This window comes from Hartmannibacter diazotrophicus, from assembly GCF_900231165.1.
GTDB classification, from domain to species: Bacteria; Pseudomonadota; Alphaproteobacteria; order Rhizobiales; family Pleomorphomonadaceae; genus Hartmannibacter; species Hartmannibacter diazotrophicus.
Genome location: NZ_LT960614.1, coordinates 1,396,612 through 1,416,543 on the forward strand (window position 1 = coordinate 1,396,612; position 19,932 = coordinate 1,416,543).

Genomic DNA, 19,932 nt, shown 5'->3' on the forward strand with positions numbered 1-19,932 from the left:
TTCCGGATTGCAGGTTTGTGGGTGACTGAGCCCCGATCGGGCCGAACCGGGCGGTTCAAAGACTGAGCAGGCTGGCGATCTCGGCGGCCGCGAGCGAGGGGGCCGTATAGCCGCTGCGAACCTCGTCCTCGAGGCGCGAGATGGCATCGCGGATGGTCTTGTCGCGGCTGAGCCGTTCGTGGAAGCGGGCAAGGATCATCTCGCGCATCCAGTGCACCTGCTGGTCGGCGCGCTTCTTCTGGAAACGGCCGGAGGCGGTTGTCGCCTCCCTGTAGCGCAGGATCTCCGTCCAGAGCGTGTCGAGGCCTTCGTTGGCAAGCCCCGAAATCGTGACGACCGGCGGGGTCCAGTCAGCGGCGGCGGGCGAGAGGATATGCAGCGCCGCCCGGTATTCGGACGCAGCCGCCCGCGCCCTCGTCGCGCCTTCGCCATCGGCCTTGTTGACGGCGATCATGTCGGCGACTTCAAGGACGCCCTTCTTGATGCCCTGAAGCTCGTCGCCGGCGCCCGGCAGCATCAGCACGAGGAAGAAATCCACCATCTCGGCGACGGTCGTCTCCGACTGGCCGACGCCGACGGTCTCGACGAGAATGACGTCGAAGCCCGCGGCCTCGCAAAGCAGCATGGTCTCGCGCGTCTTGGCCGCGACGCCGCCGAGCGTGCCCGCCGAGGGGGAGGGGCGGACATAGGCGCCGCGGTCCATCGAGAGCTTCGCCATGCGCGTCTTGTCGCCGAGGATCGACCCGCCGGTTCGCGTCGAGGACGGATCGACCGCGAGGACGGCGACCTTGTGCCCGAGCGCCGTGAGGTTGCTGCCGAACTGGTCGATGGTGGTCGACTTGCCGACGCCCGGGACGCCCGTGATGCCGATCCTGAGCGAGCGGCCGGTTTCGCCGATCAGCATCTGCAGAAGCTGGCGGGCGGCTTCCTGGTGGTCGGCCTTGCGCGATTCCACCAGCGTGATCGCCCGCGCCAGCATGGCCCGGTCGCCACGGCGGATGCCATCCGCGAGTTGATCGAGGTCGGGTCCGGGCCGGGACGTGACGTGGGACGGCGCTGCAACGGCAGGTGTGCTGGGGGCAGGCACGGAAACCTCCGTTGTCAGCTCTCGGACTGCGGCGGCGTCCAGATGATGCGCTGAAGAGTCGACGTTGCGACCGTGTTCGCATCGGGCAGGGCGTCGGATGCCTCGTAGCCGGGAATGGCGAAGATAAGCGTCACGTTTGATGTGCCGCGCGCAGTGCAGATCGGCATGCCGCGCCAGTTGCCGGTGCCAACGCGGCACTGGTTGATGTCCTGGCGGACCTCGGCGAAGGTCATGCCGATGCGTTCGCCGTTGGGGCCGGTCATGTGATGGGTGACGCCGTGAATGGCGCCGATCTTGCCGCCGCGACCGGACAGAACCTGCAGGACCTGAAGACCATTGTGGAAGGCGGCCAGCGCGGTTTCGGTGCGTGTCTCGCTCGCCATCGTGACGGTGTCGACCGTGTAGCCCGGAAGGGCCGCCTCGATCGCCGCCTTGGAGTAGGGCGTGTCCACACCGATCGGCCCGGCCCCGCTGTCCGTCATCACGAGCAGGGTCTCTGTCGGCAGGGTGTTGACTTCCTCGAACGAGGAGGCGCAACCGGCAATGAACGAAAGAAGCGCCGCCGAAGCGAGCGCACGAAGAAGGATCGCGGGACGCACATTTTTCATGTCAGCCGGATAGCATGCCGCGGGCTTCCAGCAAAGGGCGCGACGCCGGCACGAGGGTCACAAATGTGCATCGCCGGGCCAGTTTCCCGCTGACCGATTGTCTCACTTCGAGATCATGGCGAACCTGGCCACCGTCGGAGAGAGGTAACGGCTCGCGTCATTCGAGGATGACGGCGGTCCCGCAGGCGGTGACCATCATCATCGATCCTCTGTCACCGACGGTCTCGTAGTCGATGTCGACGCCGATGACAGCATTCGCGCCGGCGCTCTCTGCCTCGGCGCACATTTCGTCCACAGCGATCGAACGCGCCCGGCGCATCTCGTTCTCATAGGCGCCTGAACGCCCACCCACGATATCTCGGATCGAGGCGAAGAGGTCCTTGAAGACATTGGCGCCGAGAATGGCCTCGCCTGCGACGAGGCCGCGATAGGCGACGATCCGGCGTCCCTCGACCGTGTTGGTTGTCGTGACGATCATCGAGCATCTCCTTCCTGCCGGCCATGGCTCGTCGCCATGACCACCGCCTTGATATCATGGGAAGGAAGACTGCCGGAGATTTTGGGTCAGGCCGTCGTTGCAGGCTCCACGACGCTGGCGCCCGCCATGCGGTTCCAGGCGTCGAGCCCGGCGATCTTGTAGGCCTCGGCAAGGGTCGGATAGTTGAACGTGTTCTCGATGAAATAGTCGATGGTGCCCTTGAGGTTGAGCACCGCCTGGCCGATGTGGATGAGTTCCGTTGCGCCCTCGCCTACGATATGGACGCCGAGCAGGCGGCGCGTCTTCAGCGAGAAGATCATCTTCATCATGCCGGTGTTGAGGCCCATGATGTGCCCGCGCGACGTCTCGCGGAAGCGGGCGATGCCACATTCGTAGGGGATGCCGCGTTGGCGCACTTCCTCCTCCGTCATGCCGACGGTCGAGATTTCCGGCACGGCATAGATGCCGTAGGGGAAATACTCCGGGGCAGGGGGCAGAGGCATCTTGAAGGCGTGGCAGGCGGCGACGCGGCCCTGTTCCATCGAGGTGGAGGCAAGGCTCGGAAAGCCGATCACGTCGCCAGCCGCATAGATGCCGGGCACCTCGGTCTCGAAGGTCTTTGGATCGACCTTGAGTCGGCCGCGATGGTCGACAGCAAGGCCGACGGATTCAAGGTTCAGTGTCTCGATGGCGCCGACGCGCCCCGCCGCGAAGAGCAGCGCCTCGGAGCGGACGAGGCGGCCTCCGGTCAGCGTGCAGACGGGATGGCCGTCCGCCATGGCGATGCTTTCCACCTTGTCGCCAAGGCGGATCGCCATGCCCCGATCGCGCAGTTCGTGCGTGAACTCGTCGATGAGTTCGCGGTCGATGAAATCGAGGAAGCTGTTGCGCGGCTCGATGAGCGTCACCTTGACATCGAGTGCGGAGAAGATCGTCGCGTATTCGACGCCGATGACCCCGGCGCCGATCACGGTCAGCGTGCGCGGCAGGCGCCCGATCTCGATGATTTCGTCGCTGTCGAGGACGTTGGTGCCATTGAAGGGCACGTATTCGGGGCGGAAGGGGCGGGTTCCGACGGCAATCAGCACGTTCTTGGCGCCGTATTCCATCCGCTCGCCGGTCTCGCTCGTCACTTCGACCCGGTTGGGGCCGACGAAGCGCGCCGTGCCCCAGGTCGTTTCCACGGCGTTGCGGGCAAACTGGTGTTCGAGGACGTCGACCTCGTGGTCGAGCGTCTTGTAGAGGCGCTGCAGGAGGTCGTCGGACTGGATGTCCTTCTTGACCCGGTAGGCGCGGCCATAAAAGCCGCGTTCGCGGTAGCCGGTCAGGTTCAGCACCGTTTCGCGCAGGGTCTTGGAGGGAATGGTGCCGGTGTGCACGGAGACGCCGCCGACGCGGCGGCCCTTTTCGACGACCAGCGTCTTCTTGCCGAGCTTGGCGCTTTGAACCGCGGCGCGCCGACCCGCTGGCCCGCTGCCGATGACGATCATGTCGTAGGTCTGCATCGTGTCCCGGACTTCCTTCTGCGTCAGGCAACCCAGCATTGGGCGGCAGGAGAGAGCGGACCAGTGCCCGGTCTCATGTCGGCGGCATGCATGTTCAAGGCCAGATAGATGGCCGATAGGTGAGTATCTCAAGCGTCAAGGTCAGGAAGATTTAACCCAATCAAGTTGCAGAAAGTTGAATTTTCAAAACGAATCGACAACGATCGGCTGCGAGAATGCGTTGCTCGTGGCAATCCGTGCTCACAGTCCCTTTGAAACGCCCCCCTTTGAACGGACCTCTGCTCGCCGGCAGACGACGGTCGATCTGCCGCAAAAGCAATCAGCAACCGGAGCGAGAAGTCATAGCCGATGCGATGACGTTGGAAAAGACGCATGGCGCGGGCTGGCTCTATGGCTGGACCGCTGGGCTTGCGGTCCTTTCCGTCATCTCCTCCATGTGCATAACGCTGGCGATCGAGGTGATTTTTCTCCTGCCGATCTATCCGACGATGGACCTGTGGACGGGGGTCTTGATCGGCGGCGCCGTTCCCGCGCTGCTTGCCACTCCGATGATCTTCGCTCTGCTCCGGCTGCTCCAGAAGTTGCGCCATTTGAATGTCCGGATGCGCCAGATCGCGATGACCGACGACCTCACCGGACTGTTGAATCGTCGCGCCTTCATGGATCGCGCGGGCGATAAAAACGGCCGCATCGCCGAGGGCGTCGGGTTGCTCCTCATCGATGTCGATCGGTTCAAGCTCATCAACGACACGTTCGGCCACGCGAGCGGCGACATGGTGCTGGTGCGAACCGCTGAAACGATCCGGGAATGGGCGGGCGAAGGCAGTCTGGTGGCGCGCCTTGGGGGCGAGGAATTCGTCGTGCTCTGTTCGTCCGTCGAGGCGGGGGACACGCTCGCAATCGCCGAGCGCATCCGCCAGGAGGTTGAAAGCGGGCGAATGCTCTTTGCCGACCATATCGATGTGGAGACCATCAACATCGGCGTTGCCTGCGCGAGGCAGGGGGAGACGGTGAACTCGCTCCTCATCCGTGCCGACAATGCGCTTTACGCCGCGAAGGCGGCCGGCCGCAACCGCGTGGTCCCGTGCAAGGAGGCTCCACCTGTCCTCAACCCGGCGGAGGCGAGCATGCCCCGGCCGCCGGCAGGGCAATCCGAGCCCTCGGGCTGCGAAAGCCAGCTGGCAGGTTGAAGGCGCTTTCTCCGCGAGCCTATTCGGCGGCCTGCAGATCCCCGTAGCCGAGCCGCGTGCTCAGATCCTGCACCAGCTTTCCCGCGGCGTCGGCGATCACCGTGCCGGGCGGGAAGATGGCGCTCGCGCCGGACTCGTAGAGCGCCGGATAGTCCTGCGGCGGGATGACGCCGCCGACGACGATCATGATGTCGCCGCGCCCTTCCGCTTCCAGCGCCGCCTTGAGGGCCGGAACGAGCGTCAGGTGACCAGCGGCGAGCGACGACACACCGACGATATGGACGTCGTTTTCCATCGCCTGGCGGGCGGCTTCTTCCGGGGTCGCGAAGAGCGGCCCGATGTCGACGTCGAAGCCGAGGTCGGCAAAGGCCGAGGCGATCACCTTCTGGCCGCGGTCGTGCCCGTCCTGACCCATCTTGGCGACGAGAATGCGCGGGCGCCGGCCCTCATTCTCCTCGAAGGCGGAAACCAGCTTGTGAACGGCTGCGATCTTGTCGTCCATGCGTCCGGCCTCCCGCTTGTAGACACCCGAGATGGAGCGGATTTCCGCCTTGTGCCGGCCGAAGACCTTTTCCATCGCGATGGTGATCTCGCCGACGGTCGCCTTGGCGCGGGCGGCATCGATGGAAAGCGCCAGCAGGTTGCCGCTGCCAGCCGAGGCGGCATTGGTGAGGGCGTCGAGCGCGGCGGTGACGGAGGTCTCGTCGCGTTCGGCGCGCAGGCGCTTCAGCTTCTTGATCTGAGCCGCGCGCACCGCCGAGTTGTCGACCTTGAGGACGTCGATCTCGGTCTCGCTGGAAACGCGATACTTGTTGACGCCGATGACCGGCTGTTCGCCGCTGTCGATGCGCGCCTGCGTCTTGGCGGCGGCTTCCTCGATCCGGAGCTTCGGGATGCCGGCCTCGATGGCCTTGGCCATACCGCCGAGCGCCTCGACCTCTGCGATATGGGCAAGCGCCTTTTCGGCGAGATCGGCGGTCAGTCGCTCCACGTAATAGGAGCCGCCCCAGGGGTCGATCATCTTGGTCGTGCCGCTTTCCTCGGCAAGCACGATCTGCGTGTTGCGGGCAATACGGGCGGTGAAGTCGGTGGGGAGTGCCAGCGCCTCGTCGAGGCCGTTGGTGTGCAGCGACTGGGTATGGCCCTGCGTTGCCGCCATCGCCTCGATCGCCGTGCGCACGACGTTGTTGTAGGGGTCCTGCGCGGTCAGCGACCAGCCCGACGTCTGCGAATGGGTGCGCAGCGACAGCGAGCGCGGGTCCTTCGGATCGAACTCCTTCTTCATGAGGTTCGCCCAGAGCAGGCGCGCGGCGCGCAGCTTGGCGACCTCCATGAAGAAATTGGTGCCGATCGCCCAGAAGAAGGACAGGCGCGGCGCGAAACGGTCGACCGGAAGGCCAGCCGCCATGCCCGTGCGCACATATTCAATGCCGTCGGCCAGCGTATAGGCAAGCTCCAGGTCCGCCGTCGCGCCTGCTTCCTGCATGTGGTAGCCGGAAATCGAGATGGAGTTGAACTTCGGCATCTTCTCCGACGTGTAGGCGAAGATGTCCGAGATGATCCGCATCGAGGGGGCGGGCGGATAGATGTAGGTGTTGCGGACCATGAACTCCTTCAGGATGTCGTTCTGGATCGTTCCTGAAAGCTTGTCCGGAGTAACGCCCTGTTCTTCGGCCGCGACGACGAAAAGCGCGAGCACGGGCAGCACCGCGCCGTTCATTGTCATCGACACGCTCATCTGGTCGAGCGGGATATGGTCGAACAGCGTGCGCATGTCGTAGATCGAATCGATCGCGACACCCGCCATGCCGACGTCGCCGGGAACGCGCGGATGGTCGCTGTCATAGCCGCGGTGGGTGGCAAGGTCGAAGGCGACGGAAAGGCCCTTCTGGCCCTGGTCCAGATTGCGCCGGTAGAAGGCGTTGGAATCCTCGGCGGTCGAAAAGCCCGCATACTGCCGGATCGTCCACGGGCTGCCGACATACATCGTCGGATAGGGGCCGCGCAGATAGGGCGGCAGGCCCGGCCATGTGTCGAGATGGGCAAGGCCCTGAAGGTCGCCAGCCGAAAAGACCGGATCGACGGCAATCCCTTCCGGCGTGACCCAGGGGGCGATGCCTTCGGCGGTGGCTGCGGGCGCGACCTTGCGGTAGGCGACATCGGCGAAGGAAGGAAGTCTCGTCATCCGTTCAGCCCTCCCTTGGGGGCAGGCAGCGCGACACCGAGGCCGGCAAGGACGTCGGTCAGAAGCGCGATCATGTCGAGCCCTTCATGGGCAAAGACGTCGACGCCGGCTTGTCTCAGGCCGTCTTCCAGGTCGCCGGGCCGGCCAGCGAGGAGAACGCGCGTTGCGCCGGCAGTCTTCAGGGCGCTGGCAGCCTCCGCCCCAAGTGTCTCATAGGTGGCGTCGTTGGAACAGAGACAGGCGATGCTGGCGCCGCTCGCCTTGAAGGCCGCGACGAGCGAGGCGGCATCCTTATGCCCACGATCGCTGATCGCCTCGATGCCGCCGGCTTCGAATAGGTTCTTGGCCCAGGTGGCCCGGACGGTGAAAGCCGCGACGGGACCGAGATTGGCGAGGAAAATCTTCGGCCGCGCGCCGTTGGCGTGAAGCACGGCATCCGAGGCGTCCCGGAAGGCTTCCCACGGTTCGGCGATCCGATAGGGCTGGACGGGTCCGGCCCCGGCGGGAGCCTCGGGCAGCGGGGCAGCGACAGCCGCATCGCGCTCGCTGAGCAGCGGATAGGTGCTGGTGCCGGTGATCGGCTTGCGGCGGCGGGCGACCGCTTTGCGCGACGCCTCCGCCATCTCGGCGATTCGCGACGCGATGCCGCCTTGGGCAAGGCTGCGGGCCAGGCCTCCCTCGCGCTCGATCTGGCGGAATTCATCCCACGCCCGTTCGGCGATCTCGTCGGTCAGCGTCTCGACGCCGCCGCTGCCGGCGGTCGGATCGGCGACGCGGTGGAGGTTGGATTCTTCCAGAAGGACGTTCTGGACGTTGCGCGACAGGCGCCGGGCATCGGCATCCGGCAGGCCGAGGACGGCCGTGTGCGGCCGCGTCAGGATGGCGTCCGCCCCGCCAATGGCCGCGCCGAAGGTGGCGATGGTCGAGCGCAGGATGTTCACCCAGGGGTCGCGCTTCGTCATCATTCGCTCTGCCGCATCGGCCAGAACGAAGGCGGGCTTCGCGGCAAAGCCGCAGGTCTCTGCGAAGAGCGCATGAAGACGGCGGAAGGCCCGAAGGCGGGCGATCGTCAGGAACTGGTTCTGGTCGGCGACGAGACGGAACTCGATCCGCGACAGAAGCCCTTCAAGGTCCTCCTGTCCGGCTGCGTCCGCGAGCCGGAGATACTCTGCCGCTGTTGCCAGTGCGATCGCGATCTGCTGCGCTGACGAGGCCCCGGCGCCGTGCCAGCCCTGACCGCGCGCGGCAAGCCAGGTTCCGGCAAGGCCTATGTCCTTGCCGAGCCCGATGGCGGCAGTCACCGTCTTTCCGGCATCGTCGGCTGTGCCGGTACGGCCGGGCTCGAAGGGATCGACGCCGAGATGCAGCGTTCCGCCCCCGGCCGTAGCCAGATGGCGGGCGACGGTTTCCACCTGACCGGACGCGAAGGTCTCCGGCGAAAGATGGATCGAAACGAGGTCGGTGTAGACGCCGTCGAAGAGGCGACCGAGGTCTGAAATCGGTCCGGCGAACGCCAGGTCGATGCCGCCGACACCGCCGGACAGCTCTTCCAGCAGGGCGGCGTTCGCTTCAGCCGCATCGGTGACGAGAAGAGGCTGCACGATCTGCCAGGGCAGGCCGGCCGGCCGCATGGCGAGGGCCTTGGCATCGATGCGCCTTGGAGCGAGGGGCGGAACCGTGATGCCCTCGGCCGTGCGCGCCGTGATCTTGTCGAGGGAGCGGCCCTTGAGGGACTTCTCGACCGCCGCCTGCCAGTCGTCCTGCCCGAAAGTGGGCAGCGTGCCGCTCAGCAGTTCGGCAAGGCGTTCGCCGTCCGAGCCATTTTCTGTTGTTGTCGACGAGCGTCCGGTCATGTCCTCAAAGCCCAAAGCATCCGCAAGAAGGGCAGGCCAACCGCCGTACTGGTGCGGCCGGCGATGGCCTCTGGTCGGGGCAAGGAACCCCAGCCGTCATCTTACGGCAAGACGACGGCTGGTCGCATCACCCAAAAGGAGGACAGTGTTGTGGAGGCTTGTCGCTGAAGGACTCAGTAGGTGAGAATCACATCCATGGTCTTCGCCTGCTCGACCCAGGCCTCCACGAGCTTTCCGCTGGGAAGCTGGCGGACAAGTTTGCGCTCCGCATTGACCTCGACCATCTTGGCCGTGAGGTTCTCGGCATTGCGGTGGCGCAATTCTTTCACGGTATCGACGCCAGCAGCTTCAAGAAGCTCGGAATACTCCTCGCCGACACCCTTGACGCGCATCAGGTCGGCCATATTGGCCCATTTCAGGATTTGCCCCTCGTCAAGGCCGGACGCTTCGGCGAGTTCCTTGCGCCCCTTCGGGTCCTTGGCCCGGTCGAGCAACTTGCCCGTGGTGGCCACGCCCACCGATGCAAGAACCGCCGAATATTTCGGTCCGATTCCCTCGATCTTGCTGATTGGATAGGACGCCATCGCTTCTCCCCCCGCTTGCTCTTGCCGCACGGCAACAATGGAGCCTTCAGAAGCGATGCGGACCGAGACCGTCCGGGCTGCTTCCTGGCCCTTCATTGTCGAAAGCTGCCGATCCGGCAACCCGATGAAAAGTTGTGCCTGTTTTTAACGATTATGCAAGAAAAAGAACGTGCTCGGTGATCTCGACCCGAGGAGAGGCGGGCAAGTGGAATGGCTCTGGCAAGACCCTTCCGCAGCGGTCTCCATAGGTCCCGGCGATGCTGAATGCCTGGGATGGGCGTTGGGCAAGTGAAATGTGCCGCGTATCGCCGCGCGCCGGGTCTGGAGGCATCAGGCGATTGGCAATGCCGGCAAGGACCGGCTCCCGATTGGGGAGGGGCTGAACGAATCGGCCGGGAAGGACGTCAAATGTCCGCAAACGAATCGGTGGCACTCACGGCCGATGCCGGTTGTCCGGAAAGAGCGCAAAAAAAAGACGGTCAGTTTCCCGACCGCCGCATTCTCGCAACTTCTGTTGTCGCTCAGCGCTGGCTCTTGCGCCGTGCCATGAGGAACAGGCCACCGGCGATCGGCAGGCCAAGGGCCGCGACCGGAAGCGGAACACCGTTCGGGTCGCCCAGGGCCTCGCAGACGAAGAGCTGCAGGTTGCCCTGGCACAGGAACTGGCCTTCAGCAAAAGCAGGCATGGCGCTCAAAGTAACCAGCGCAGCCGCAGCCGCGCCCAAATAAAATTTTTTCATATGAACCTCCTGGAACTCTGGTTGATAGGTCCCCCCTATCCGCCCGATAAGATTAATATCAATCTTCTTGCTGCCGTGCAACGTGCTTTTCGAAACCTTAAGTCAAACGCGAAAATTGAGAAGGATCGACAAGGCCCAAAGAAAATTAAACGGATAAATAGACGCCGGGTAGTCGTGCCGTATTAAGAATAAAAAGAGCGAATTGGTTCGTGGACGAGTCATAAATTGAGTAACATGGTTTCAAAAGTATAAACAAAAAATACAAAGCATGTTCAGTCGAGTCTTAAAGTTGCTTGTGATGTGTTTTCGGACATTCACGATCTCGATTGGATCGAGTGCACCTTAATTTTAACCATGCCAGTTGAACGTGGGGAGTCCGCAAAAGCCGGTAGTAATCTCAACCGGGGTAGCATGGCCGCGATTCATGCCTTCTGGCCTGATTTGCCAATGGATTGTGACCTGAATTCAACAACTCTCGTAAACAATTTCCGGCCAGGCATAGTCTAGTGATGCCTTGGGAAACAATTCTAAGTTTATCAATTCAGAAATACATCTGATGGGTGTGTATCTCGACCCCATATGCACTCGCAGTGGAATTCATGTGTCATCGCGCTGGGAGAAGGGCGGTGCGGTCGGATGCAAGCCGATGGATGGCTGCCTCCGCAGGGAGCGCGCGCTCACGCTTGCGTGGAAACTCCTGAGCCGGACCTGCGCGACCATGCGTCCGCAATGACGAGCCGGTGGGCGAAGGCCGACGGGACTTCCTGGCTGAATGGGCCTACTGGCCGATGCGGGCAGGCGACGCCCCTTGCAAGCTCAGCGTTCGCTGCGGCATCTGCTGCCGTCGTGACTGCAGCCGAGATGTGGGCTGCTTCAAGGGCGTGAAGCGAAGGCGGCCGGCGCGCCGACCGCCTTCGGAAAACTCAGTGTGAGTGCCTACGCTTGGCATACAGGAAAAGGCCGGCCGCGAGCGGCAGACCGAGGGCTGCAATGGGCAGCGGAACACCATTCGGCGGCGACACCTGCTTACAGACCAGAAGTGTCGGGCTGATTTCACAAAGATATGCGCCCTCGGCAAACGCCGGAAGGGCACTGAATGCAACCACCGCCGCGACCGCCGCGCTCAAAATGTATTTCTTCAATTGAACCTCCTGGAACTCTGGCCACTAGTGTTCCTGTTCAGCAAGTAAATTAATAACAATTTCGCCGGATGTGCGCAAGGAAAAATTATGAATTCAGGACAGCGGCAAGAAGAGGTCGGGTGAATAAAGCGCCAATATCTTAATCGTCGAACAAGTCTGAAATATAACGAAAATTCGAAGTCCGTGAAATCACGGCTGCGCAAGTAGGCAACATCTCGAGGGGCTTGGAGAGCGGTCCAGACCAAAAGTGGAAAAATTCCCGTTCTATTCTGGGAATCGGGCGCCAAACGATTGATCGATATTGAGTTGGATAATCCGGCGCGCGGGCATCTTCGGCGCAAATGGCCGCTCCTCGATGCGCCGGGGTCGAGAATGCTTCGCTGAGACTGGGCGAAGTCTCGCGGGCTCGAAAAACGGGGGGGGGCGATTCAGCCGGGAGGGTGGCCCGCAGTTCAGCGGCACCTGCCGGCACAAGGCTGCTGTGACAGCGGCTTGCCTGTGACGGTCATGGGAGACCGTGCCGATCGTCGAAGGGGCGGGGGGGGGGGGCAGTACCTCACGCCATCGGAAGGCTTATGCGGGGCTTCATGCGCTCGCGTTGCCCGGACTGGATAAAGGCGGCGAGAGCAACCGATTCGTCATGCAGAAAAGAAGGCGGCCGGGAGGTCGGCCGCCTTCCAGAATCTTAGCGAGCCTGCTTGCGCTTGGCGTAGGCGAAGAGACCGGCCGCGATCGGCAGGCCGAGAGCGGCGATCGGGAGCGGAGCGCCGTTGCCCGGGAGCGCCTGGCAGATCTCGAGGTTGGGAGCGAGATCACAAATCTGCACACCATTCGCGAAGGCCGGAGCCACGCTAAACATTGCCACGGTGGCAATGGCGGCACCATACATGATTTTCTTCAAGGCAAACTCCTCTGAACTTGAAATACAGGTCCACACAATCTTGTTACCAGAAAACCGCGGATTGGCAAAGTTGTAAACGAGTCAAAAATGGAATATCGGATTGAATTAAGCATACTTAAATTGCATTCAGATGAGAATGCAGCCAAAAAATGGCAATCTAAGTGCGATATATTGCAATTCATGTTACTTATAGTGCATTTAATCTGATTATTTATGGGTTTGCTTGATGTGCAAATGTTAACGCAAATTTTGTTATGATCAATAATGATACGTCGCCGGAACTATTTCCCGCCGACTGTATTGGGCCTGTCTTGATGGTGGGATTCACTCGCGTGAGTTCGCTCACGGGTCAGGCGTGGTGACGTTCAGCCGCTGCGCGTGCACCTTGTCGATTCGCAGGCCATCCATGTCGACGACCTCGAAACGCCAGCCGAGATGGGAAAAATGCTCGCCGGTCACCGGCAGATGCCCGAGCCGGGACAGCATGAAGCCGGCCGTGGTGTTGTAGCCCCGCTCCGCCGGCAGGGCCATGCCGATCGTCTCGGCCATGTCTTCCGCCGGCATGGAGCCGGCAATGAGCCAGGAGCCGTCCTCGCGCTGGAAGGCATCCTCCGATTCGCCTTCGTCGAGGTCGGAGCGGAAGGCGCCCGCAATGGCTCCAAGCACGTCGGCCGGCGTCACGATGCCTTCGAAGTCGCCATACTCGTCGTGGACCAGGGCCATCGGCTCTTCCGAGGACCGCAGGAGTTCCAGGAGATCGAGCGCGCTTGCGGTGTCCGGAATGACCGGCGCCGGCCGGATATGCTTTTCGATGTCGAGCGGTTCGCCCGAGAGGAGTTGCTTGACCAGATCGCTGGTCACCACGATGCCGGCCATGTCGTCGCTGCCGTCGCGCGAGACCGGCAGCCGCGTGTGGCTGGAGGTCAGGAGCTTTTCCCGGATGGCCGCATCATCCGCCGCCAGCGAAAGCCGTTCCACGTCGGTGCGCGGCGTCATCAGGGCCTTCACCTTGCGGTCGCCGAAACGGAAGACGCCGGAAATGAGCCGGCGCTCGTCGGCCTCGATGACGCCTGCTCTTTCGGCTTCGGCGATCAGGCTGCGGATTTCTTCCTCGGTGACGACCTCCTTCCGGTCCTGCTTGACGCGCAAGAGGAAGAAGACGAAGCGCGAGGACAGATCCAGCAAGACGACAAAGGGCGCGGCAACGCGCGACAGGGCGCGCATCGGGCCGGCCACGAGGCATGCGATGCGCTCCGGATTGCCGAGGGCCAGCTGCTTGGGGACCAGTTCTCCGATGACCAGCGAGAAATAGGTGATGATGGTCACGACAAGCCCAATGCCGACCGGCTGGGCCATGCCGGGCTCGACGCCGAAGGACTGGAGCAAGGTGGAGAGCTTCTCGCCGAGGGCGGAGCCGGAATAGGCGCCGGCGAGAATGCCGATCAGGGTGATGCCGATCTGGACTGTGGAGAGGAAGCGGCCGGGGTCTTCCGACAGTTCCAGCGCGGCCTTTGCGCCGGCCCGTCCTGCCTCGGCCATGGATCTCAGCCGTGCCCTGCGGGAGGAGACAACCGCCAGTTCGGACAACGCAAAGACGCCGTTGAGCAGAATGAGCAGCGCAACGATAATGATTTCGAACATGGGGACCGTTCAAGTGCCTCGGGAGCGGGTGGGTTGACGAACCCTACCAGAGCCCCAGCACGAAGTCCCGCCTACGAAATCTCGCGCGCGGTTGTATCAGATGAACTGTTCAAGCCCTGGAATGGAGTCGATGATGCTGTCGACGGCTTCCGGGCCGGCCTTGTCGCGCGCGTAGACGACGAATTCCTTCGTCAGGCCCTGGATTTCCCCCATGTCGAGACCGGCCGAGCTGAGCTGGGTGAACGCCGCCATGGCGCCGCCGCCGACCATCTCGGTCAGGCCGCTGAGGAAGCCACCGCCATTTTTCGAGCCGAGAAAGTCCTCAAGGCCGAGATTGCTGGCAAGATCGCGCACCTGGTCGCTCGGGCCGTCCTTGTCGAGGAAATTGAGAATGATCCGTAAGGCGGACTCGGCGGTTTCCTCGCTGATCCCAATTCGATCCGAAATAATCTGCACCAACTCGTGCATCGGGCCCCCCTGACCTGCACTTTTACGCGACCGGCGATATAGATACCACACACCAGTCAAGATCAAGTGGGTGATTGTACCACCTTGTGCCTATATAGCCTTGAAAGAGGTGAACAATCAGGCCGGCGCACAATTGCTCTCAAGAATGCGGCTCTCTATAAACCTGACAGCTTGTTGGATGCTCAACGATCACTGGGAGATCAGGCATGATTGAAGAAGGCAAGGTGTTGATCGGCAAGAGCGAGAAGCCAGAATATCTCACCTTGAAACTGGCAAATCGGCATGGTCTTGTGACGGGCGCAACCGGAACGGGAAAGACGGTTAGTCTTCAAATACTTGCAGAAGGACTTTCCAGCGCGGGCGTTCCGGTCTTCTGCGCCGATATCAAGGGCGATCTTTCCGGAATTTCCATGGCCGGTGAGCCCAAGGACTTCCTGTTGAAGCGTGCCGAGGAGATCGGCCTCGGCGAGGAATATGTGTTCGAGGCGACACCGACGGTCTTCTGGGACCTGTTCGGCCTCGAAGGGCATCCGATCCGCACGACCATCTCCGAGATGGGGCCGCTGCTGCTGGCGCGGCTGATGAACCTCAACGACACGCAGGAAGGCGTGTTGAACATCACCTTCAAGATGGCCGACGAGGAGGGGCTCCTGCTGCTCGACCTCAAGGACCTGAGGGCGATGCTCAACTACGTCGGCGAGAATGCCCGGGAAATTTCCACGCGCTACGGAAATGTCTCGACGGCGTCGGTCGGCGCGATCCAGCGCGGCCTTCTCGTGCTCGAACAGCAAGGCGCGGAGAATTTCTTCGGCGAGCCGGCGCTGGAGGTCCTCGATCTCATGCGCACGACGCGCGACGGACGGGGCATCGTCAATATTCTGGCGGCTGACAAGCTGGTGAACAATCCAAGGCTCTATGCCACCTTCCTGCTGTGGCTTCTCTCCGAACTCTTCGAGGAATTGCCCGAGGTCGGCGATCCGGAAAAGCCGAGGCTGGTCTTCTTCTTCGATGAAGCCCATCTCCTGTTCGACGAGGCTCCCAAGGCCCTGATCGACAAGGTCGAGCAGGTGGTCAAGCTGATCCGCTCCAAGGGCGTCGGCGTTTATTTCGTGACCCAGAACCCGATGGACGTTCCCGAGAGCGTGCTGGCCCAACTCGGCAACCGCATCCAGCACGCGCTGCGCGCCTATACGCCGCGCGAGCAAAAGGCGGTGAAGGTGGCGGCGCAGACCTTCCGGCCCAATCCAAACTTCGATGCTTTTGAAGTGATCACGCAGCTTGGCGTCGGCGAGGCGCTCGTCTCCACGCTGGAGAACAAGGGCATTCCCTCGATTGTCGAGCGCACGCTCGTCCGTCCGCCGAGCGGACGCCTCGGACCCATTACGGACAACGAGCGCCAGCAGCTGATCAACAGCAGTCCGATTCTCGGTCTCTACGACAAGCCCGAGGATCGGGAATCCGCTTTCGAGTTGCTGGCCGCTCGCACCGAGGAAAAGCTCACGGAGGCTGAGGCTCCCGAGGCAAGCGGAGGGCTGCTTGGTGGCCTGATGGGCACTCTGTTCGGGGTCGGGACGACGGCAACGGAGGGCGGGCGCCGCAAGCGGTTGACCGTGACCCAGCGTGTCGCCCGTGACGTGACCCGCACGGTCGTCAATCGTGTGGCAGGTCAGGTCGCGGCGGATGTCGGCAAGTCCGTGGCCGGTTCGATCGGCTCCTCTGCCGGGCGGGCAATCGTGCGCGGCGTTCTCGGCAGCCTGCTGAGGCGATAGGGCGGGGAGACGGATTCCCAAGTCTCGGGAGATCGCATAAGGTCCGGGTCCGACGACCGCTCCGGTCCCTGTCGCATTTCCAGAACCACCGGAACCTCCCCATGTCCAGTCTTACGTCCGTCCTTGCGCGTCTCGATGCCGATTTCGACAAGAGCCTCGAGAGGCTCTTCGATCTGCTGCGACTGAAGTCGATCTCGACCGATACCGCGTTCAAGCCGGATTGCCGCAAGGCGGCCGAATGGCTCGTTGCCGATCTGTCGTCCATCGGGTTCGAGGCGTCGCTGCGCGAGACGCCCGGCCATCCGATGGTCGTGGCGCATTACCGCAAGGCGCACGATGCGCCGCACGTGCTCTTCTATGGCCACTATGACGTCCAGCCGGTCGATCCGCTGGAGCTCTGGAAAACGCCCCCCTTCGAGCCACGGGTCGAGGAAGCCGCCGACGGCTCGAAGCGGATCGTTGCCCGCGGTGCGGCCGACGACAAGGGGCAGCTGTTGACCTTCGTCGAAGCGGCGCGTGCCTTTCTCGCCGAAACCGGATCGCTGCCGCTCAACGTCACGATCCTTCTGGAGGGTGAAGAAGAATCCGGCAGCCCGAGCCTCGTACCCTTCCTGGAGGCAACGAAGAAGGAGTTGTCCGCCGACGTTGCCCTCATCTGCGACACCAGCATGTGGAATGCGACGACGCCGGCCATCACGACGATGCTGCGCGGTCTCGTCGGCGAGGAGATTGTCATCACCTGTGCCGATCGGGATCTGCATTCGGGTCTCTACGGCGGGGCATCCTGGAACCCGATCCGCGTCCTGACGTCGATCCTCGGCGACCTTCATGACGAAACGGGCAGGGTGGTTCTGCCCGGCTTCTATGATGGCGTTAGCGACATCAGCCCGGACGTGAAGGCCAACTGGGACAGGCTGGATTTCGACGAGACGGCGTTTCTGGGCGGTGTTGGCCTGAAGACGCCAGCCGGCGAAGCGGGACGGACGGTGCTGGAACAGCTCTGGGCCCGGCCGACGGCCGAGATCAACGGCATTTCCGGCGGCTACACCGGCGAGGGCTTCAAGACCGTTCTGCCGTCCAAAGCCTCCGCCAAGGTGTCGTTCCGCCTCGTCGTCGGCCAGAACCCCGACAGGATCCGGGCAAGCTTCCGCAAGTTCGTCGAGGACCGCCTGCCACCGGACGCGAGGGTAGAATTCCACGCCCATGGCGGCGGTCCGGGTCTGAAAATCTCCGACGAGAATCCGGCCCTGAAGAAGGCGCTTGGCGCCCTGACCGATGAATGGACCCAAGAGGCGGCCGTCATCGGCGGTGGCGGGTCGATCCCCATAGTCGGGCTCTTCAAGGATATCCTCGGCATGGACAGCCTGCTCATCGGCTTCGGGCTCGACGACGACCGCATCCACAGTCCGAACGAGAAATACGAAATGGAGAGCTTCCGCCGTGGTCAGCGCTCATGGGCGCGGATCATCGCGGCGCTGGCCGACAAGGCCTGACTGCAGCTTACTTGCCGGGCATCAGGTCGGCGAGGGACGTGAGCACGGCGTCGGGCTTCAGGTCCGGATATTCGTCGGGCGCGCCGGAGCGGTTGATCCAGTTGGTGCGGAATCCGAAGCGCGACGCGCCCGCGATGTCCCAGCGGTTGGACGACTGGAACGAGATTTCCGGTCGTCCGACCCCGAAATGCTTCGTCACCATCTCGTAGACGGCAGGATCAGGCTTGTAGCGATGGATCGTGTCGACCGACAGAACGCAGTCGAACAAGGGCTCGAAGCCGGCTGCGCCGACGGCATCCGCGAGCATGCCCGGCGATCCGTTCGACAGGATGGCGAGCGAGTGACCGCCCGCCTTGAGATGCTCCAGTAGCGGCCTCGCATCGGGATAGGGGGCGAGCGTCCGGTAGGCGTCGAGAAGCGCCTCGCGAAGCGAACGATCGGCGCTCGGCACCATCGCGAAGGCGGTGTCGAGGGCCTCGGCCGTCAAGGCTTCGAAGTCACGATAGCGGCCGGAGAGCGAGCGCACGAAGGCATATTCGAGCTGTTTCGTGCGCCAGATGTCGGAGAGTTTCGCCGCATCGGGGCCGACGGCCGCCTCATGGCGACGCACGGCGCCATGCACATCGAAGAGCGTTCCATAGGCATCAAACACGAAAATGCGTCTCATAAGCTCCGCCCCATGCGCTCGTGACGATCGGGCCGCACCATGGACGAGTCCGCTCGGGACCGCCAATCACGCTTTCTAGAGCGCAACGCGGCGTCAAAGGCGGTCCGTTGAATGCACATGGCCGCTCGACGCTCTATCGCATGAACTGATGCATCGCGCCCGGGAAGAGGCCCATGAGGCCGATCAGGATCAGATAGATGGCGACGATATAGTTCAGGAAACGCGGCGCGATCAGAATGATGATGCCGGCGATGAGGGCAATGAGGGGCGCGATGGAGACGGCAACCATGGGGATATTCCTTGGGTGAGATGGACAGGACGGGCCGGCGCACAGCCCTCAGGCGATTGGAATGAGGTGCTGCAAGAGGGTCGCCTGATTGACGAGGGAGGCTCTGACCCTCCAACCAGCATATGAACGCCTGTTGGCCAGAATCGTTCGACACGCCGCAAGTCTGCTCCCGCCTTGGCTGACAGTACAGACGTCAAATCCAACGAAGTCGCTGAATGGGGCCTGCGCGGTTTCGTGTCGCGGCTGCGCCCCGATGTGCGGCGGCAAGGCTCCAGTTTGGGTCAAAGAATTTGCCGAAACCGGTTTCCTCCGCTTGACCGGATGGTCTATGTCTCCTCGGGATTGTCGATGTCTTATTTCGAGGAAAGTTCCGAACAATGGCCGAAGACAGCAAGACCTGGACCTGGCTCGACGGTGCCTGGCACGAGGGCAACGTGATGATCATGGGGCCACGGACTCATGCCTCGTGGATGGCCTCCAGCGTCTTCGACGGGGCGCGCGCCTTCGAGGGTGTCACGCCCGACCTGGAACTGCATTTCGAGCGCATCAACGACAGCGCAAGGGCGATGTTTCTTGAGCCGGCGGTTCGCGTCGGCGAGATGATGGAACTGGCGAAGGACGGCATTGCCAAGTTCGATGCCGATGCCGCGCTCTATATCCGCCCGATGTACTGGGCGGAGGCCGGTGGCTTCATGGGCGTGCCGCCGCTGCCGGAATCCACGCGCTTCTGCCTGTGCATCTACGACGCCCCGATGCCACCCGTGACCGGCTTCACGGCAACTTTCTCCTCCTTCCGGCGTCCGTCGCTGGAAGTCGCGCCGACCAACGCCAAGGCCGGATGCCTCTATCCCAATTCCGGCCGGGCGCTGACGGAAGCAAAGTCGCGCGGTTTCGACAACGCCATCATGTGCGACATGCTGGGCAATGTGGCCGAGACGGCGACCTCGAACATCTTTCTCGTCAAGGACGGCAAGGTTGCGACGCCGTCGCCGAACGGCTCGTTCCTGGCGGGTATCACCCGCGCTCGTACTATCTCGTTGCTGCGCAAGGCCGGATATGAGGTGCACGAGACGCGGTTGCGGCCGAATGATTTTCTGGAGGCGGACGAGGTCTTTTCGACCGGCAACTACTCGAAGGTCGTGCCGGTGACGCAGATTGACGACCGTGATTTCCAGCCGGGTCCCGTGATGGCCAAGGCGCGCGAACTCTATTGGGAGTTCGCCCACGGCTGAGGATCGCGGCAGGACTGTTGCTGCAGGGCGGGGCGGGAGGCCGAAGGCGCGATCGCCCGTCGCCGGACAATCACAACGGCAGTGGAGCAGAGCCTGTGGC

At 62.9% G+C, this 19,932-nt stretch carries 18 protein-coding genes; 4 read left to right on the top strand and 14 right to left on the bottom strand.

Annotated features, from left to right (window positions below; all coding sequences use genetic code 11):
• Positions 1 to 55: 55 nt before the first annotated feature.
• The 4 genes from meaB to sthA form a co-directional block, all read right to left on the bottom strand.
• A complete protein-coding gene (meaB, locus tag HDIA_RS06455; protein WP_099555416.1) occupies positions 56 to 1,087 on the bottom strand; it encodes a methylmalonyl Co-A mutase-associated GTPase MeaB in 1,032 nt (343 codons plus the stop codon).
• Between the two features lie 14 nt (positions 1,088 to 1,101).
• Complete coding sequence (locus tag HDIA_RS06460; protein ID WP_099555417.1) at positions 1,102 to 1,695, bottom strand: DUF1131 family protein; 594 nt, start codon at positions 1,693 to 1,695, stop codon at positions 1,102 to 1,104.
• A gap of 157 nt (positions 1,696 to 1,852) precedes the next feature.
• On the bottom strand, positions 1,853 to 2,173 hold the full coding sequence (locus HDIA_RS06465; protein ID WP_099555418.1) for a heavy metal-binding domain-containing protein: 321 nt from the start codon (positions 2,171 to 2,173) through the stop codon (positions 1,853 to 1,855).
• Between the two features lie 86 nt (positions 2,174 to 2,259).
• Positions 2,260 to 3,678, bottom strand: a complete 1,419-nt coding sequence (gene sthA, locus HDIA_RS06470; protein WP_099558746.1) for a Si-specific NAD(P)(+) transhydrogenase — start codon at positions 3,676 to 3,678, stop codon at positions 2,260 to 2,262.
• A 458-nt stretch (positions 3,679 to 4,136) separates the two neighbouring features.
• Between sthA and HDIA_RS06475 the strand changes: the two genes are divergently transcribed.
• Positions 4,137 to 4,868, top strand: coding sequence for a GGDEF domain-containing protein (locus HDIA_RS06475; protein ID WP_210202878.1), 732 nt, complete (start codon positions 4,137 to 4,139; stop codon positions 4,866 to 4,868).
• Between the two features lie 19 nt (positions 4,869 to 4,887).
• Here the strand turns inward: HDIA_RS06475 and scpA are convergent, their stop codons facing one another.
• The 8 genes from scpA to HDIA_RS06515 all read right to left on the bottom strand — a co-directional run bounded on the left by scpA (position 4,888) and on the right by HDIA_RS06515 (position 14,382).
• The gene (gene scpA / locus HDIA_RS06480) at positions 4,888 to 7,053 is read right to left on the bottom strand and encodes a methylmalonyl-CoA mutase (protein WP_099555420.1); all 2,166 of its coding nucleotides are present in this window, start codon (positions 7,051 to 7,053) and stop codon (positions 4,888 to 4,890) included.
• Positions 7,050 to 8,906: a methylmalonyl-CoA mutase family protein gene (locus HDIA_RS06485; RefSeq protein WP_157775382.1), complete on the bottom strand. Its 1,857-nt coding sequence runs from the start codon at positions 8,904 to 8,906 to the stop codon at positions 7,050 to 7,052. The genes scpA and HDIA_RS06485 overlap by 4 nt, the downstream gene beginning before the upstream one ends.
• Before the next feature lie 173 nt (positions 8,907 to 9,079).
• Positions 9,080 to 9,490, bottom strand: a complete 411-nt coding sequence (locus tag HDIA_RS06490; protein ID WP_099555422.1) for a DUF4332 domain-containing protein — start codon at positions 9,488 to 9,490, stop codon at positions 9,080 to 9,082.
• A 521-nt stretch (positions 9,491 to 10,011) separates the two neighbouring features.
• Complete coding sequence (locus tag HDIA_RS06495; RefSeq protein WP_099555423.1) at positions 10,012 to 10,311, bottom strand: hypothetical protein; 300 nt, start codon at positions 10,309 to 10,311, stop codon at positions 10,012 to 10,014.
• An 842-nt stretch (positions 10,312 to 11,153) separates the two neighbouring features.
• Entirely contained in the window at positions 11,154 to 11,372 is a 219-nt protein-coding gene (locus HDIA_RS25200) for a hypothetical protein (RefSeq protein ID WP_157775384.1), read from the bottom strand.
• A 685-nt stretch (positions 11,373 to 12,057) separates the two neighbouring features.
• On the bottom strand, positions 12,058 to 12,273 hold the full coding sequence (locus tag HDIA_RS06505) for a hypothetical protein (RefSeq protein WP_157775386.1): 216 nt from the start codon (positions 12,271 to 12,273) through the stop codon (positions 12,058 to 12,060).
• Between the two features lie 342 nt (positions 12,274 to 12,615).
• The gene (locus HDIA_RS06510) at positions 12,616 to 13,914 is read right to left on the bottom strand and encodes a hemolysin family protein (RefSeq protein ID WP_099555426.1); all 1,299 of its coding nucleotides are present in this window, start codon (positions 13,912 to 13,914) and stop codon (positions 12,616 to 12,618) included.
• 96 nt (positions 13,915 to 14,010) lie between these two features.
• The gene (locus HDIA_RS06515) at positions 14,011 to 14,382 is read right to left on the bottom strand and encodes a hypothetical protein (RefSeq protein WP_099555427.1); all 372 of its coding nucleotides are present in this window, start codon (positions 14,380 to 14,382) and stop codon (positions 14,011 to 14,013) included.
• Between the two features lie 206 nt (positions 14,383 to 14,588).
• On the opposite strand from HDIA_RS06515, the gene HDIA_RS06520 reads away from it, so the two are divergent.
• Positions 14,589 to 16,151 carry a helicase HerA-like C-terminal domain-containing protein gene (locus HDIA_RS06520; protein WP_099555428.1) on the top strand — a complete coding sequence of 521 codons (1,563 nt, stop codon included), beginning with the start codon at positions 14,589 to 14,591 and terminating at the stop codon, positions 16,149 to 16,151.
• A gap of 101 nt (positions 16,152 to 16,252) precedes the next feature.
• A complete protein-coding gene (locus HDIA_RS06525; protein ID WP_099555429.1) occupies positions 16,253 to 17,644 on the top strand; it encodes a dipeptidase in 1,392 nt (463 codons plus the stop codon).
• A 7-nt stretch (positions 17,645 to 17,651) separates the two neighbouring features.
• Here the strand turns inward: HDIA_RS06525 and HDIA_RS06530 are convergent, their stop codons facing one another.
• Positions 17,652 to 18,296, bottom strand: a complete 645-nt coding sequence (locus HDIA_RS06530) for a haloacid dehalogenase type II (RefSeq protein WP_342748113.1) — start codon at positions 18,294 to 18,296, stop codon at positions 17,652 to 17,654.
• A 148-nt stretch (positions 18,297 to 18,444) separates the two neighbouring features.
• Positions 18,445 to 18,600 carry a DUF3096 domain-containing protein gene (locus HDIA_RS06535; RefSeq protein WP_099555431.1) on the bottom strand — a complete coding sequence of 52 codons (156 nt, stop codon included), beginning with the start codon at positions 18,598 to 18,600 and terminating at the stop codon, positions 18,445 to 18,447.
• Between the two features lie 377 nt (positions 18,601 to 18,977).
• Between HDIA_RS06535 and HDIA_RS06540 the strand changes: the two genes are divergently transcribed.
• Positions 18,978 to 19,832 carry a branched-chain amino acid aminotransferase gene (locus HDIA_RS06540; RefSeq protein WP_099555432.1) on the top strand — a complete coding sequence of 285 codons (855 nt, stop codon included), beginning with the start codon at positions 18,978 to 18,980 and terminating at the stop codon, positions 19,830 to 19,832.
• The last annotated feature ends 100 nt before the right edge of the window (positions 19,833 to 19,932 follow it).

Bases quoted from the DNA above. Each gene is read 5' to 3' on its own strand.
- HDIA_RS06465 (WP_099555418.1), bottom strand. From the start codon at position 2,173: ATGATCGTCACGACAACCAACACGGTCGAGGGACGCCGGATCGTCGCC.
- HDIA_RS06535 (WP_099555431.1), bottom strand. From the start codon at position 18,600: ATGGTTGCCGTCTCCATCGCGCCCCTCATTGCCCTCATCGCCGGCATC.
- HDIA_RS06460 (WP_099555417.1), bottom strand. From the start codon at position 1,695: ATGAAAAATGTGCGTCCCGCGATCCTTCTTCGTGCGCTCGCTTCGGCG.
- HDIA_RS06515 (WP_099555427.1), bottom strand. From the start codon at position 14,382: ATGCACGAGTTGGTGCAGATTATTTCGGATCGAATTGGGATCAGCGAG.
- HDIA_RS06490 (WP_099555422.1), bottom strand. From the start codon at position 9,490: ATGGCGTCCTATCCAATCAGCAAGATCGAGGGAATCGGACCGAAATAT.
- HDIA_RS06540 (WP_099555432.1), top strand. From the start codon at position 18,978: ATGGCCGAAGACAGCAAGACCTGGACCTGGCTCGACGGTGCCTGGCAC.
- HDIA_RS06510 (WP_099555426.1), bottom strand. From the start codon at position 13,914: ATGTTCGAAATCATTATCGTTGCGCTGCTCATTCTGCTCAACGGCGTC.
- HDIA_RS06525 (WP_099555429.1), top strand. From the start codon at position 16,253: ATGTCCAGTCTTACGTCCGTCCTTGCGCGTCTCGATGCCGATTTCGAC.
- HDIA_RS06485 (WP_157775382.1), bottom strand. From the start codon at position 8,906: ATGACCGGACGCTCGTCGACAACAACAGAAAATGGCTCGGACGGCGAA.
- scpA (WP_099555420.1), bottom strand. From the start codon at position 7,053: ATGACGAGACTTCCTTCCTTCGCCGATGTCGCCTACCGCAAGGTCGCG.
- HDIA_RS06520 (WP_099555428.1), top strand. From the start codon at position 14,589: ATGATTGAAGAAGGCAAGGTGTTGATCGGCAAGAGCGAGAAGCCAGAA.
- sthA (WP_099558746.1), bottom strand. From the start codon at position 3,678: ATGCAGACCTACGACATGATCGTCATCGGCAGCGGGCCAGCGGGTCGG.